The 14,605-nt window shown below is 34.5% G+C and carries 14 protein-coding genes; 10 read left to right on the top strand and 4 right to left on the bottom strand.

Features of this window, described 5'->3' with window-relative positions; translation table 11 throughout:
• Positions 1–14: 14 nt before the first annotated feature.
• Complete coding sequence (locus HM983_RS07955; RefSeq protein ID WP_179344886.1) at positions 15–509, top strand: RNA polymerase sigma factor; 495 nt, start codon at positions 15–17, stop codon at positions 507–509.
• Between the two features lie 4 nt (positions 510–513).
• Complete coding sequence (locus HM983_RS07950; RefSeq protein WP_179344885.1) at positions 514–1,146, top strand: hypothetical protein; 633 nt, start codon at positions 514–516, stop codon at positions 1,144–1,146.
• 140 nt (positions 1,147–1,286) lie between these two features.
• Here the strand turns inward: HM983_RS07950 and HM983_RS07945 are convergent, their stop codons facing one another.
• Both HM983_RS07945 and HM983_RS07940 read right to left on the bottom strand, forming a co-directional pair.
• The gene (locus tag HM983_RS07945) at positions 1,287–2,087 is read right to left on the bottom strand and encodes a lysophospholipid acyltransferase family protein (RefSeq protein ID WP_179344884.1); all 801 of its coding nucleotides are present in this window, start codon (positions 2,085–2,087) and stop codon (positions 1,287–1,289) included.
• Positions 2,088–2,136: 49 nt separating this feature from the next.
• On the bottom strand, positions 2,137–2,778 hold the full coding sequence (locus HM983_RS07940) for an NUDIX hydrolase (RefSeq protein ID WP_179344883.1): 642 nt from the start codon (positions 2,776–2,778) through the stop codon (positions 2,137–2,139).
• 2 nt (positions 2,779–2,780) lie between these two features.
• Between HM983_RS07940 and HM983_RS07935 the strand changes: the two genes are divergently transcribed.
• The 5 genes from HM983_RS07935 (at position 2,781) to HM983_RS07915 (ending at position 9,074) form a co-directional block, all read left to right on the top strand.
• Complete coding sequence (locus HM983_RS07935) at positions 2,781–3,494, top strand: peptidylprolyl isomerase (RefSeq protein WP_179344882.1); 714 nt, start codon at positions 2,781–2,783, stop codon at positions 3,492–3,494.
• Between the two features lie 71 nt (positions 3,495–3,565).
• Positions 3,566–5,710, top strand: a complete 2,145-nt coding sequence (locus HM983_RS07930) for a M3 family metallopeptidase (protein WP_179344881.1) — start codon at positions 3,566–3,568, stop codon at positions 5,708–5,710.
• A 97-nt stretch (positions 5,711–5,807) separates the two neighbouring features.
• On the top strand, positions 5,808–6,551 hold the full coding sequence (locus HM983_RS07925; protein WP_179344880.1) for a DUF6090 family protein: 744 nt from the start codon (positions 5,808–5,810) through the stop codon (positions 6,549–6,551).
• Between the two features lie 392 nt (positions 6,552–6,943).
• The gene (locus HM983_RS07920; RefSeq protein ID WP_179344879.1) at positions 6,944–7,456 is read left to right on the top strand and encodes a hypothetical protein; all 513 of its coding nucleotides are present in this window, start codon (positions 6,944–6,946) and stop codon (positions 7,454–7,456) included.
• A gap of 130 nt (positions 7,457–7,586) precedes the next feature.
• Positions 7,587–9,074, top strand: coding sequence for an ArnT family glycosyltransferase (locus HM983_RS07915; protein ID WP_179344878.1), 1,488 nt, complete (start codon positions 7,587–7,589; stop codon positions 9,072–9,074).
• A 415-nt stretch (positions 9,075–9,489) separates the two neighbouring features.
• Here the strand turns inward: HM983_RS07915 and HM983_RS07910 are convergent, their stop codons facing one another.
• Complete coding sequence (locus HM983_RS07910) at positions 9,490–9,909, bottom strand: nucleoside-diphosphate kinase (RefSeq protein WP_179344877.1); 420 nt, start codon at positions 9,907–9,909, stop codon at positions 9,490–9,492.
• Positions 9,910–10,169: 260 nt separating this feature from the next.
• Here HM983_RS07910 and HM983_RS07905 point away from each other — a divergent pair, with 260 nt between their 5' ends.
• Genes HM983_RS07905 through HM983_RS07895 form a run of 3 tightly spaced genes read left to right on the top strand, consistent with a single transcriptional unit; the run spans position 10,170 to position 12,929 of the window.
• The gene (locus tag HM983_RS07905) at positions 10,170–11,192 is read left to right on the top strand and encodes a DHH family phosphoesterase (protein WP_179344876.1); all 1,023 of its coding nucleotides are present in this window, start codon (positions 10,170–10,172) and stop codon (positions 11,190–11,192) included.
• A gap of 41 nt (positions 11,193–11,233) precedes the next feature.
• Positions 11,234–11,770: a gliding motility-associated peptidyl-prolyl isomerase GldI gene (gene gldI / locus HM983_RS07900; RefSeq protein ID WP_317166955.1), complete on the top strand. Its 537-nt coding sequence runs from the start codon at positions 11,234–11,236 to the stop codon at positions 11,768–11,770.
• Positions 11,763–12,929: a peptidylprolyl isomerase gene (locus HM983_RS07895; protein WP_179344874.1), complete on the top strand. Its 1,167-nt coding sequence runs from the start codon at positions 11,763–11,765 to the stop codon at positions 12,927–12,929. The genes gldI and HM983_RS07895 overlap by 8 nt, the downstream gene beginning before the upstream one ends.
• A gap of 84 nt (positions 12,930–13,013) precedes the next feature.
• On the opposite strand, the gene HM983_RS07890 is transcribed toward HM983_RS07895, so the two are convergent.
• Positions 13,014–14,474, bottom strand: a complete 1,461-nt coding sequence (locus HM983_RS07890; protein WP_179344873.1) for an aminoacyl-histidine dipeptidase — start codon at positions 14,472–14,474, stop codon at positions 13,014–13,016.
• Positions 14,475–14,605 lie beyond the last annotated feature (131 nt).

Here is a 14,605-nt window from a genome sequence, read left to right as displayed (position 1 = left end):
ACCAATTTCATCAATTGAACAAAGAACTAGAACATAGTTTTGTAGAACAGTTGCAGAAGCATCAAAACATTGTACACAAGGTATGTAGACTATATACCAATAACCAAGATGCGCATAACGATTTGTTTCAGGAAATAACAATACAGTTATGGCGTGCTTACCCTAAGTTTAGAGGAGATTCTAAGTTTAGTACTTGGATGTACCGTGTTGGGCTAAATACTGCAATAACGTTGTACAGAAAACGAAAACGAAGTATAAAGACGACTGAATTTGAAAATGTTCAGTTTAAGATAAAGGCTGATGAATATGACGATACCGAAGATCAACAGTTGAATTTATTATATCAGGCTGTACAACAGTTGAACGATATTGAAAAAGCACTCGTTTTTCTATATCTAGAAGATAAGGACTACCGCGAAATCAGCGGAACCTTAGGTATAAGTGAAGTTAATGCTAGAGTGAAAATGAACCGAGTGAAAAAGAAGTTAAGAACCATTTTAAATCCGTAAGATTATGGATGAATTAGATATATTAAAAAAAGACTGGAATAGCGATAAATCAAGCTATAGAGAGTATACAGATTCGGAAATTGCTCCGATGTTGCATAAAAAGTCCTCTTCCATTGTAAAAACGCTTTTTTACATCAGCATTGCAGAACTTTTCCTTTGGATTATTATTAGTGCACTGCCCTACTTCCTATCGGACGATATGAGAGATCGGATGGAAAAAAGCTATGAAAATCCATTATTTATTACCTTAACCGTAATAGGGTTTGTTGTGATATTTGCTTTTATTTATTTGCTTTTTAAATCTTACAGATCCATTTCTACTACGGATAATACAAAGAAGTTGATGGAAAGTATATTAAAAACAAGGAAGGTCATCAAATACTACGTCATTTATAATCTTGCTATGGTCTTTGTTTCAATACCACTCTCTTTGTATTTTGAATTTAACGAAAATATTGAATTTCATGACCAAGTAGCTGCTTTTAATCCTAAACAAATGGTAGTTATGGCGGGAATTATTGTGGTTATGATGGTAGTGTTTTTCGTGCTATTATTGTTGTTCTACAGACTTATATATGGTGTTCTGCTAAAACGATTAAATAGAAATTACAAGGAATTAAAAAGGCTCGAAGTATAGAGAATTTTTTAACCATAGTGCCAAAATAGCGGTAAAGCTATAAATACCTTATTTGATTTGAAACTTGGAAAGGAAAAATCTTCTCCGCTTTGTGGAATGTTATCAATGTTGAATTAAGAACAAAACCCAATCAATAGGCTTTACCAATCTCTCAATTCTTTATTTAAGCGCTCTTTTTCTTCGAGTTCTTCTTGAGGAATCACTTTCAAGAAAGACGGATGTTGTTCGATGGCAAATTCAATTTTTTCAACGATATCTGCGATTGATTCATTGTCGTAATCAATTGCCAAAGGTTCTTTAATCTCAAAGGACTGATAGATGTTCTTCTTTTTAATACGTAATCCTTTTTTATCAAACGATCGTCTGAAACCATCAATAACTATTGGAACTACCACAGGTTTGTATTTTTTTATGATATGCGCAGTACCTTTTCTAATAGGTTTAAAAGGTGTAGTTGTTCCTTGTGGGAAAGTGATCACCCAACCATCATCTAAAGCTTTTCCTATGCTAGAGATATCACTCATCTTCACCTGACGATTAATGTCCTTGCCTTGAGCCCTCCAAGTTCTTTCTATACTGATTGAACCAACATAAGCTAAAATTTTAGGCAACAATCCCGCTTTCATGGTTTCTTTTGCGGCGACGTAATAAATGTTCAATTTAGGATTCCATAAATACCCAACGTTTTTAATAGAATCTTCACGGTTACTTAAACTTGCATTAAAAACATGGAACATGGCAATAACATCTGCAAAATATGTTTGGTGGTTAGAGATAAACAGGACATTAGTATCAGGTAAATTTTTAATAATTTGAGAACCATCAATCTGAAGATTATTAAACCCTCTAAAACGTCTGTGCGTTAAAAGACCCAAAATTCTAATGAGCCATTTTTTGATAAAAAGTATATGTCCAAAAGGATTTTTTTTGAATAATCCCATAGTAAAATTTCAATTTTGCTTAACCACAAAGGTAATAAATAAGACAAGGTTACATAACCTCATTCAACAAGTCTTTTAACTCACTTAGCATCATTGCCGTAGCTCCCCATACTATAAAATTGTTTAATTGAAACGCAGGTACATCGACCTTAACGTTCATAGAGGTATTAACTCTTGTAGTAATGTTATTGGTTTCATTTAAAAAATCAGAGAGCTCAACCTCAATTATGGCCTTAACTTCTGCATCTTGCTTTTTAAATTTTAAATATTCCTCTGAAACTCCGATAAAAGGATGTACTAAAAAGTTACTAGGTGGAATGTACAACGGTGTCATAGGAATGAGCACATCGTACAATTGTTTGGAAATACCTATCTCTTCTTCGGTTTCCCTTATGGCAGTAACCATAAGATTTTCATCATCATCTTCATATTTACCACCAGGAAATCCTACTTGTGCAGAATGTACTCCTTTGTACGTATTTCGTAAGATAAGCACCAAACTTGTTCTGCCCCTTTTATTGGGATAAAACAAAGCCATAACCGCAGCTTTTTTGGCCCCTTTTGATTTTTCTTTCATTTTTTGAGCCAGTTCCAAGCGATAGGGCGGTGACATTTTTGCGTGTGAGGCTTCGCCAAAAAGTTTAAGATGCTTTATTTTTACAACAGATTCTAAAAACGTATTAAAGTTCATTTATGAGATTTCTATTAGCTATATGTATAGGTTTGATGTTGATAAACTGTGAAGATAAACAAACTTCAAAAGATAAAAAGGCGATTGTAAAAGATTCAACCGAAACTGTGGTAACTTCAAAAAAGAAAGCAAAAAAAACCAAAAAGAAGCCAGTATCCAAATTTCCAGTCCTAACCGACGATAATGCCATGGAATTCTTTTTGGAATACGAAAAAGAACACAAAGAAAACAAAGTAAGGATATTTACAGATTTTGGAAATATTGACATTTTGCTTTACGACAAGACTAAATTTCACAGAGCCAATTTTATCTACCTCACTAAACGTGACTATTTCGATTATACTCAATTCTACCGAGTGGTGCCAAATTTTGTTATCCAAGGTGGTAGTAGCGATGGCATGGATATTTACCAAAGACGAAAAAAAATCGGTAGATATCTACTTCCGCCAGATACTAAGCGTGGCTATACCCACAAACGTGGAGCAGTTTCCATGCCAAGTAGCGAAATTGAAAACGCTTACAAACTAGCGTCTCCCTATCAGTTTTTTATCGTTCAAAAAAAGGATGGGGCTTACCATCTCGATGGCGATTATACTGTTTTTGGTGAAGTCATAAGCGGAATGGACACAGTAGATAAAATCGCCGCTGTAGAAACTGATGATGGCGAATGGCCATTGAATAACGTTTATATTAAAAAGGTTGAAATTATAGAATAATTAAGAATCTTAATATACTAAATTCATATCTTGTTTTGCTAAAACTAACTTTAAAATTAAATCCAATACTAATGAATTCCAATGCCTTAAGAGCTGCCATTTTTGGTAGCATCATATTATTTGCAAGCTGTAAAGAAGACACTAAAAAAGACAACGATTTAATGAGCGATAATGTACTCCTCCAAGAATGGTCAGGACCCTACGAAGGTTTACCTGCATTTGACAAAATGAATGTATCAGATGTTAAAGCTGCTTTAGAAAAAGCCATGGCTCTCAATCTGGAAGAAATTGAAGCCATAGCCAACAATCCTGAATCACCAACTTTTGAAAATACTATTGTAGCAATGGAGAGTGCCGGGAAGCCACTTAATCGTGTATTCACATATTATGGTATTATGGGCAGCAATGTGTCATCACAAGAATTTAGAGATGTGCAAAGCGAAATGGCTCCTAAAATTTCGGAATTTAGTTCTAAGATTTCACAAAATGAAAAACTATTTCAGCGTATCAAAGCAGTTTACGAGGCTTCGCAAGAGCAACCATTAGAGCCTCAGGCACAACGAGTCGTAGATTTAACTTATAAGAGTTTTGAAATGAACGGTGCCAACCTCGATGCCAAAAAGAAAGAGCGCTATGCAGAGATAAACAAAGAACTATCTTCATTATACACCAAATTTGCTAACAATGTTTTGCATGACGAAGAAAATTATGTCACTTATTTAATCGAAGATCAATTGGGTGGACTGTCGGAAGGATTTATAAAATCTGCAGCAAAAATAGCCACCGATAAAGGTGAAGAAGGAAAATACGCTATTACCAATACACGATCTTCCATGGATCCGTTTTTAACCTATTCCACAGAGCGCGAACTTCGTAAACAAGTTTGGGAAAACTACTATTCCAGAGGTGATAATGCAGACGAACATGATAATAATCAACTGATTGCAGACATATTAAAACTCAGAAAAGAGCGTGTTGGTTTGATGGGTTACGACAATTATGCCGAATGGAGATTACAAGACCGTATGGCAAAAACTCCAGAAAACGCCATGGATTTAATGATGGCTGTTTGGCCAGCAGCCATTGCTCGCGTAGAGGAAGAAGTTGCCGATATGCAAGCCATAGCAGATGCCAATGGGGAAAATATAACAATAGAACCTTGGGATTACCGCTACTATGCAGAAAAAGTAAGACAAAAGAAATACGATCTAGACAGCGAAGAAGTAAAGCAATATTTGCAGTTAGATAAGCTAACCGATGCTTTATTCTTTACAGCTGGCGAAGTGTTTAATTACGAGTTCACACCTGTTGAAGAAGGCAGTGTACCTGTTTTTCATGAAGATGTCAAAATTTGGGAAGTTACTGATAAAAGTTCTGGAGATCATATAGGTCTTTGGTATTTAGACCCTTTTGCCAGAGAAGGCAAACGTTCTGGAGCTTGGGCAACCACCTATAGAAGTGCCACTTCTTTTGAAGGAGAAACCAATGTTTTAGCTAGTAATAATTCCAATTTTGTAAAACCAGCACCAGGTGAAGCCGTTTTGGTGTCTTGGGCCGATGCCACAACATTTTTTCATGAATTTGGGCATGCGCTGCACTTCTTCTCTGCCGATGTTAAGTATCCAACTTTAAATGGTGGTGTTCGTGATTATACTGAGTTTCAGTCACAATTATTAGAACGTTGGTTGTCTACAGATGAAGTTATCAATCAGTTTTTGGTGCATTATAAAACAGGTGAGCCTATTCCGCAAAAGCTCGTTGAGAAGATTAAAAAGGCATCTACCTTTAACCAAGGCTTTGGTACTACGGAATATTTGGCCTCAGCTCTAATGGATATGAAATTGCATTTAGCCGACCCAACTGATATCGATATCGACAAGTTTGAGCGTGAAACCTTAAAAGAGCTTAACATGCCAGACGAGCTACCAATGCGTCATAGAACGCCACATTTTGGACATGTTTTTTCTGGTGAAGGTTATGCCACCGCTTACTATGGTTATATGTGGGCAGATGTACTTACCAGTGACGCTTCGGAAGCCTTTAGAGAAGCACCAGGTGGTTTTTATGATAAAGATGTTGCAGAGAAATTGGTAAAATACCTATTTGCACCACGAAACGCCATGGACCCAGCTGAAGCCTACAGAAAGTTTAGAGGTCGCGATGCAAATATCGAAGCACTAATGCGTGATCGTGGATTTCCGGTCCCAAAACAATAATTTATAATATACACTATATCCCAAGGATATCTTGGGATATTAGTTGTATTTATTTTGATATTACGAGTTGTGCTTCACTACCAGAAACCGCTAACCAATGATAAAATTCTTTAAAAAAATTAGACAAAAACTACTCTCTGAAAATAAGTTCAGCAAGTATCTTATATATGCGATTGGAGAGATAATTTTAGTGGTGATTGGAATTTTAATTGCCTTACAAATCAATACTTGGAATGAAAATAAAAAGTCCAATGAAATCAGGGATAACAATTACACACAACTTTTAGAAGATTTAAAAACAGATAAAGAATACATTGAATCTTTAATTAAGGAGTACGATGAGAACATCCTTTTGTACAAAGAATATTTAAAAAGTTATAAAACCCCTAATTTGACTTTGAATGATGTTATGAATAACCAAAATCAACTGGATTTTTCTGTAACTACAATCCGTTTCCAAAATAGCACGATTACTTCACTCGAAAACACAGGAGAAATCAAATTAATTCCTTCTGAATTAAGGAAAAAACTAACTGATTTTAAACGAAATCAAGAATTCTCGACTGAAACTAACAATGACGGGAATAAATACTTTTTTGACAGAATGGAAATTGCAGGAATAAAAGGTTCACAACCCGACTTCCAAAATAGAATAAGAAATCAACCTCTCTTAAAAGAAGAGCTTGGAATTAAGGATAATCTACCTAAAATCATTGGCTCAATCGAAATTTCTATGTTATATAAAAATTTCACGGAAAGAGAAACTGTCTACAATTTAGAAAAGCTACTAACTGATATAGAAGAAATTACTGAACTCATCAATCGTGAACAAAATAAATAAAGGAAGCACAACACAGTATAAAAATAATTGCTTAGTTTTAAGCTTAAGTGAAGGTCGTTGCAAGTTTACTACGTCTGATTTTCCTGCAGAAAATCCTCGCACGTGAACCCGCAACTCTTTTTATACCAACCGATGGAACACATTCAGCGAAAAGCTGACCAAAGTGACTCATCCATCAAATTTTTTTAAAATAGAAAATTCGCTAAGCGATACGACTAATGACCATATATCTCGCTTGCTTATCATCTTCCACTTTTTTATATCTTCGTTCACTAGGCCAAATTGTATTTAGGAGGTCGTAACCGTAACAACCTCATAAATAAATGTTATTCATAAAATTTAAAATACAGGATTCGTCAAAGTATAAAGACTTTCAAAAACTTTTTACATATATGGTTGACATTAGACAACCTGAATTTAAATTTGAAGAAGAAGAGGAACCAACTTTTGACTGGGAAAATCTGGATGAAGAAGGTGTAAATGAAGCTTTAAAAACACTCGATGAATTTGACGATCCTGAAAGGAAAGAAATTAATAGGTATAATTCATTTATTCCAGATTATGCAAATACATTTATAAAAAAATACCTAAATAACGATAATGATAAATTAGGGCCTCTTGGTAATAAGGGTATTTTGTCAATATGGAATTATCTGGAATACGGTTTCGAGGTAGAAATTAATAATCTTGAAATCATAAATGATGCTGTTGGAATAGTTGAATTTTCTACTGGCAATTTTCCATTCGGAGGTATGGAACGTTTTTTAATAACACTAAAAGCATTTGATTTAATCCCAATAGAATGTTTTGATGGATTTTCGATTGTAGAAATTGATTGGATAAATGATTTTGAATATAATTCTATCAAACAACCCGAAAAAACAAATGTCTATTTAAAAAAATAGATAATTGAAGAAAGCCAGTGCACAAGAATATATAATTGCAATAGAGCATTTGTAATTAAATCCAATGATAAGTGTATGTTTTCAGATTTAATAATTTAGTCACAATTGTAGCCTGCAAGCCATAAAACCAATGAAGAAATATTTACCAATAATTTTGACACTTTCTATTGTCAAACTCATAATTCAATGGTTAGGAAATAGGAATTACGGATTCCATCGTGATGAGTTATTACATCTATCAGTTAGTGAGCATCTAGATTGGGGATTTATGGAATTCCCGCCTTTTATAGGTCTAGTTGGAAAAATGTCTTATTGGATTTTCGATTATTCTCTTTTGGGAGTAAGGTTTTTCCCAACGCTTGCTGGTATTGGCATCCTAATTTTTTGCTGCTTAATTGCTAAAGAACTTGGCGGAAAATCAAAAGCTATAATGCTTTCTGGTATTTGTATCATGGCTTTCTTACCGTTTTATAGAAACCATACATTATTTCAGCCTGTTGCATTTGACCAATTATTCTGGACACTTGGTTTTTACTTCATTATAAAATTCATAAACTCAAAAAACAATAAATTTCTAATTCTATTGGGCATAACTTTAGGTTTAGGATTAATGAACAAATACACCATATTAATTTGGGTTTTTGGACTATTTATTGGTTTATTTTTCTATCAAAAAGGAAATCTATTCAAAAACAAATGGCTTTACCTTTCTGCATCATTATCAGTACTGATTTTCTTGCCCAATATTATTTGGCAAGCGCAAAATGATTTCCCACTTGTAAGGCATTTACATGCTTTAAATGACAGTCAACTCGATGCTATAAACCCGATGGAATTTGCCTTAGAGCAATTAAATTTTCCGTTTACACTAATTATAAGTCTTATCGGTTTAGTCGCTTTAATTATAGATAAAAATTTAAAAAAATACAGAATAATTGGGATAGCCTCCATAGTGATTTTTTGTACTATGTGGCTACTTAATTCTAAAGCCTATTATGTCTTTGCCATTTACCCTGTTCTTTTTGCAAGTGGAGCAGTTAAAATTGAATCTTTACTTTCTAAAAAGCCAGTTTGGGTATATGTCATAGCAATAGTTACCCTGGTTCCTTCAATTTATTTCATTCCAAAACTTACTCCACTTCTACCAATCGAAAAATATGTTGCATATTCTCAACTAGAAGAGAGAAATGGAAGAATTGAGTTAACTGGTGATTATGCAGATATGTTCGGGTGGGAGGAACAAGTAAATTTGGTTGATAGTGTTTATCAATCGTTGAGTCCAGAAGAAAAAAACAATTGTGTTTTATGGGCAGAAAATTATGGAGAGGCTGGTGCTCTTAAAATATTAGGTAAAAAACATAACCTTCCCAATCCAATTAGCAGACATGGTAGTTTTTGGACCTGGGGTTTTGGAAATAAAGATGCAGATGTTTGGATAAGTTTAGGAAACGAAAAACCATCTGTAGAATATGTTTTTGAAGAAGTAGAATTAGTTAAAATAATTACTCATAAATATGCCATTGGTGAAGAAAATGATATACCTCTATATATTTGTAGAAAACCGAAAATAGATATTGAGAAATGGTGGGAAGATTATGAAGAACACATATTCGATTGAAAAAAACCAAAAAATAAAATTGTGTATAATAAATTGCCTGTTTTTCGTCTACTTATAAAAGTCCTTAGGGATTTTCTCTATGAAAAAACAATAACCCTAAAACTTGATTAATGAATTAATAAAAATTTTAGAAAATGAATATTTGGCTAATTGCAATTTTACTTTTTTTGGTTGTCACCTTTCTAGTTTGGAAACTCTTTAATGCATTTTACAAAAAAGAAACTAGTGCCAAGTTACGTAAAACTTGGGGTGCCAAAATGTATTATTGGCATTTTATAATAATGATCAGTGGTCTAATTACTGTCTTGATAATATCCTTATTAAAATTGTGAGCAGAATCAATATTAAACTTAACACAAACAAAAAAGACCATCCTTCTGGATGGTCTTTTTTAATTCCTACAAAATGTTTTAACCTAAAACATCTCTCTACCAGCAAAATGAAATGCACTTTCAATTGCTGCATTCTCATCACTATCACTACCGTGAACAGCGTTTTCGCCAATAGAAGCCGCATATAGTTTACGAATAGTACCTTCTGCTGCATCAGCAGGATTGGTAGCTCCTATCAATGTTCTAAAATCTTCTACAGCATTGTCTTTTTCCAAAACTGCAGCTACGATTGGACCACGCGTCATATACTCCACCAATTCACCAAAAAACGGACGTTCCTTGTGTATAGCGTAAAATTCTTTAGCATCTGCCGCAGTCATTTGCGTTAATTTCATAGCCACGATTCTAAAACCTGAGGCTGTAATTTTTTCTAATATTGCGCCAATGTGTCCTTTTTCAACAGCATCTGGCTTTAACATTGTAAATGTTCTGTTAGTTGCCATGTATCTTTTTTTAAATGTGGTGCAAAAGTAATGTATTTCTTTAATTTATCAAGACCTTTAAATGATTTATAAATATTGAATAAAAACAGTTTCTACATCATCAATTTTAAGTTTATATGTCAATACTGCAAAAGCATTAATATAATATAATTATATGAGGTTTTCTTCTTTGGTAGCTGTAACAGCTTCAATATAAGCTCAATCTTAATTTCATATTAAAAGCACATTCCAAAATCTTAAAAATTGTATCTTCGCCAACTATGATAAAAGCACAAATACCAGCTATAAAAGCATTATTAGATACACCAAGAAACATTGTTATTGTTCCGCATAAAAATCCTGATGGAGATGCTATGGGCTCTACCTTAGGTTTATATCATTACCTAAAACTTTACAATCACAATGCAGTGGTTATTGCACCGAACGATTACCCTGATTTTCTTAAATGGTTACCAGGTGATGATTCTGTCGTAAAATTTGAAGGTCAATCAGAAGAAAGCAAAACGCTTATTGAGAATGCAGACCTTATATTTACACTCGATTTTAATGCACTGCACAGAGCTGGTAACGATTTATCAGAAGTTTTAGAAAAATCGGACGCGATAAAGTTAATGATAGATCATCACCAACAGCCAGACGATTACGCTAAATACATGTATTCTGACGTCACTATGTCTTCCACTTGCGAAATGGTTTATAATTTTATAGATATGTTGGGCGACGCAGAAAAAATCAACTCTACAATTGCGACCTGTCTTTATGTTGGAATTATGACTGATACTGGGTCATTTAGATTTCCAGCTACTACAAGTAAAACACATGCGGTTATTGGGCATCTAATAGATAAAGGTGCCGAAAATTCAGAAATACACAATAGTATATATGATACCAATAGCTACAACCGTTTACAACTTTTAGGAAGAGCGCTGCAAAATCTTAAGGTGGTCCCAGAATTGAGAACGGCCTACATTACCCTGTCTCAAGCCGAGCTTGATGAATTTAATTTTAAAAAAGGAGATACCGAAGGATTTGTTAATTATGCATTATCCGTAAAAGGCATCATATTTGCTGCTATTTTTATTGAAAACAAACAAGAAAATATTGTAAAAATCTCATTACGAAGTAAAGGTGATTTCTCGGTCAACGAATTTTCCCGAAACCATTTTGGTGGTGGAGGCCATACCAATGCGGCAGGTGGAAAAAGTGACCTGGATTTACAAGCTACAGTTGAGAATTTTATTAGTATATTACCACAGTATAAATCAGAATTGTCCCAAAAATGAAATCGAAAATTCACAAACTCTTTATATCAAATAGAAGTAGCGTGAGTAAATATATTGTAACACTCATTTTTATATCTCTAATTATTTTGAGCTGCAAGTCGCCTGAAGCGCGTATGCCAGAATCCGTGCAAACTGGTTCATTTCTTCAAGAATCCGTAAAACGGAATAAAAAATTGAACGAAAAGGAGCAAAAGCAAATCAAGGACATTATTACGAGCAATCCAGACAAAGAATATATTGCGTCAGAAAGTGGTTTTTGGTATTACTATAATAATAAAGTTGAAAACGATACGATACAACCTGAGTTTGGTGATGTGGTTGAATTTGATTTTAATGTATCAACCCTAGATGGTCAGCAGATATATCCTGAAGAAAGCAGAACTTATGTAATGGATAAAGAGGAATTATTTACTGGTTTACGTGAAGGCTTAAAATTAATGAAACCCAATGAGGAAGTGACATTTATCTTCCCATCTAATAAAGCATTTGGTTATTATGGAGATGACCATAAAATAGGGATTAACGTCCCACTTATTTGTGAAGTAAAATTAAAAACTATAACCCAAAACAATGATTAAAAAAGGAATAACAGCACTCATTGTGCTTATGGTATTGGTAAATATTTCGTGCCAAGAACGCTATCCAGAATTAGAAGACGGGCTTTATGCCGAATTTGTAACAAACAAAGGTAACATGGTTGCAGAACTGTATTATGACAAGGTTCCTGTAACAGTGGCAAATTTTGTGGCATTAGCAGAAGGCGAGCATCCCTTGGTAAAAGAAGAGTATAAGAACAAGCGCTATTATGACGGTACTACATTTCATAGAGTTATAGATAATTTTATGATTCAAGGTGGTGATCCAACTGCAACTGGTAGTGGTGATCCTGGCTATAGATTTGCAGACGAATTTCACCCAGATCTAAAACACGACAAACCTGGTGTTTTGTCAATGGCAAATTCAGGTCCTGCATCCAACGGAAGCCAATTTTTTATTATGGAAAAAGAATGGCCAGGTTTAGATAACAGGCATGCTGTTTTTGGTCAAGTAGTGGAAGGCATGGAAGTTCATGATTCCATCTCTAATGTACCAGTCGTTAATCCACAGGCAAGAAACCACAAACCTATTGATGATGTGGTAATTGAAAAAGTAAATATTATTAGAAAAGGAAGCGAAGCCAAAGCTTTCAAAGCACCAAAAGTGTTTGAAGAGGAAATGCCAAAAATTGAAGAGCGCCAACAACAACGTAAAGAAGAAGAGCGAAAAAAAGCTGAAGCGTTAGCTCAAGAGGCTCAGGACGAATTCTTGAAAAAGAATGAAGAAATGGAAGGTCGAAGGATTGAATCTCCAACAGGTATGGCAATGATTTTTACTAAGGAAGGTGATGGCCCTCAACCAAATGCTTCTCAACGTGTAAAAATTGATTGCGCAGGTTACTTTGAAGATGGCACCTTATTCTGGACCACATGGAAAGAAGTCGCAGAGAAAAATGGTAAATATGACGAAAGACAGGAACAAGCTGGTAATTACCAACCTTTTACTATGCCATATAATGAAACTGCAACTTTAGTTGCTGGTTTTAGGGAAGCCATGCTTAATATGAAAGTTGGAGACAGAGCAAGAGTATTTATACCTTATTATTTAGGATATGGAGATACAGGTAATCCACCGGTTATTCCTCCAAGAACCAATTTAATTTTCGACATTGAATTGGCTGGTATTGCTGAAGCAAAATAGAAATTAAATTATGGAAAAAGACCTGTCAAGTTTATTCTCGACAGGTCTTTTTTATTTAGATCCTTCTATAATAAGTATTTCTAATTATTTCTTTGGAATGTTCTTTAAGATTTCCAGAACAAATTCCCAATATTTTTGGGTAGAAGAAATTTGGGCACGTTCGTCAGGCGAATGTGCACCTTTAATATTAGGCCCAAAGCTAATCATATCCATATCTGGATAATTCTGTCCTAAAATACCACATTCCAAGCCTGCGTGGCATGCTGCTACATGAGGTTTTTCGTTATTAAGCCTTTCGTATATAGGCACCATCACTTTTAAAATGTCAGAATCCATATTTGGTGCCCAACCTGGATAGTCACCAGAAAATTCCACTTCACAACCTGTTAATTCAAAAGTAGCTCTTAATGTATTTGCTAGATCCCATTTAGAACTTTCTACTGAGCTCCGAGTTAAGCAACCTATTTTTATGTTGCCGTCTTTGACGATAACTCTCGCAACATTATTAGAAGTTTCAACTAACTCAGGAAAATCTGCACTCATACGATATACGCCATTTACTGCCGCGTATAACGCTCGTGTTAGTCCTTCTTGAACACCTAAATCCATTATTTTTTTAGGTGTATCTATTTTTGAAACCTCGATTTTCAGATCAGGTTCCATAGTTTTATATTCAGATTTAACGGTGTTTGCAATTTCTTCAATTTCTGATTCGAACAAAGATTCATTCGCAGAATCAATAGCAACGATAGCTTTACTTTCTCGAGGAATAGCATTACGGAGACTACCTCCATCAATTTCAGAAATTCGAAGTCCGTATTTCTCAAAACCATCAAATAATAAACGGTTCATTATTTTATTGGCATTACCTAGCCCCTCGTGAATTTGCATTCCGGAATGTCCACCTTGCAATCCTTTTACAATAACAGAATAGCCGATTTTAAACTCAGGTGTATCTTCCGCATTATACTCACGCATTGCAGTAACATCAATTCCTCCAGCACACCCTACTCCAATTTCGTCATCTTCTTCGGTATCGAGATTCAATAAAATATCACCATTTAATAATCCACCTTTAAGACCTTTCGCGCCTGTCATTCCAGTTTCTTCATCAATGGTAAATAGCGCTTCTAAATCTGGATGTGCAATATCATTACTTTCTAAAATAGCCATAATTGTTGCAACACCTAGCCCATTATCCGCACCAAGAGTTGTACCCTTTGCTTTTACCCAATCACCTTCGATCTTCATTTCTATGCCTTGGGTCTCAAAATTGAAATCCGTATCGTTATTTTTTTGGTGCACCATATCTAAATGTGATTGCATCACGATTGGCTTCCGATCTTCCATGCCTTTTGTAGCTGGTTTGCGAATGATGACGTTACCTACTTCATCTTCTATAGTCTCTAAATTGAGTTTTTTTCCAAAATCCTTCATGAATTTAATCACACGTTCTTCTTTTTTCGAAGGACGTGGTACCGCATTTAAATCTGCGAATTTATTCCATAATGCTTTTGGCTCTAATGCTCTAATTTCTGAACTCATATTTCTTTAATTTTTAGTACTCACAAAGGTACAAAAAGACATTCTCCTTTCTAGTATATTAGAACTGTTTACTCTCATATTTAAACACAAAATTGTACTATGTGTAAAGTGTTACAAGTTTTTACTTATTT

The organism is Winogradskyella ursingii (assembly GCF_013403975.1).
Classification (GTDB): Bacteria; Bacteroidota; Bacteroidia; order Flavobacteriales; family Flavobacteriaceae; genus Winogradskyella; species Winogradskyella ursingii.
This window is presented reverse-complemented; position numbering and strand designations above follow the sequence as displayed.

Excerpts from the sequence above, each read along its gene's own strand:
- HM983_RS07935 (WP_179344882.1), top strand. The coding sequence starts at position 2,781 with ATGAGATTTCTATTAGCTATATGTATAGGTTTGATGTTGATAAACTGT.
- HM983_RS07920 (WP_179344879.1), top strand. The coding sequence starts at position 6,944 with ATGGTTGACATTAGACAACCTGAATTTAAATTTGAAGAAGAAGAGGAA.
- HM983_RS07930 (WP_179344881.1), top strand. The coding sequence starts at position 3,566 with ATGAATTCCAATGCCTTAAGAGCTGCCATTTTTGGTAGCATCATATTA.
- HM983_RS07890 (WP_179344873.1), bottom strand. The coding sequence starts at position 14,474 with ATGAGTTCAGAAATTAGAGCATTAGAGCCAAAAGCATTATGGAATAAA.
- HM983_RS07895 (WP_179344874.1), top strand. The coding sequence starts at position 11,763 with ATGATTAAAAAAGGAATAACAGCACTCATTGTGCTTATGGTATTGGTA.
- HM983_RS07915 (WP_179344878.1), top strand. The coding sequence starts at position 7,587 with ATGAAGAAATATTTACCAATAATTTTGACACTTTCTATTGTCAAACTC.
- HM983_RS07945 (WP_179344884.1), bottom strand. The coding sequence starts at position 2,087 with ATGGGATTATTCAAAAAAAATCCTTTTGGACATATACTTTTTATCAAA.
- HM983_RS07950 (WP_179344885.1), top strand. The coding sequence starts at position 514 with ATGGATGAATTAGATATATTAAAAAAAGACTGGAATAGCGATAAATCA.
- HM983_RS07925 (WP_179344880.1), top strand. The coding sequence starts at position 5,808 with ATGATAAAATTCTTTAAAAAAATTAGACAAAAACTACTCTCTGAAAAT.
- HM983_RS07910 (WP_179344877.1), bottom strand. The coding sequence starts at position 9,909 with ATGGCAACTAACAGAACATTTACAATGTTAAAGCCAGATGCTGTTGAA.
- HM983_RS07905 (WP_179344876.1), top strand. The coding sequence starts at position 10,170 with ATGATAAAAGCACAAATACCAGCTATAAAAGCATTATTAGATACACCA.
- HM983_RS07940 (WP_179344883.1), bottom strand. The coding sequence starts at position 2,778 with ATGAACTTTAATACGTTTTTAGAATCTGTTGTAAAAATAAAGCATCTT.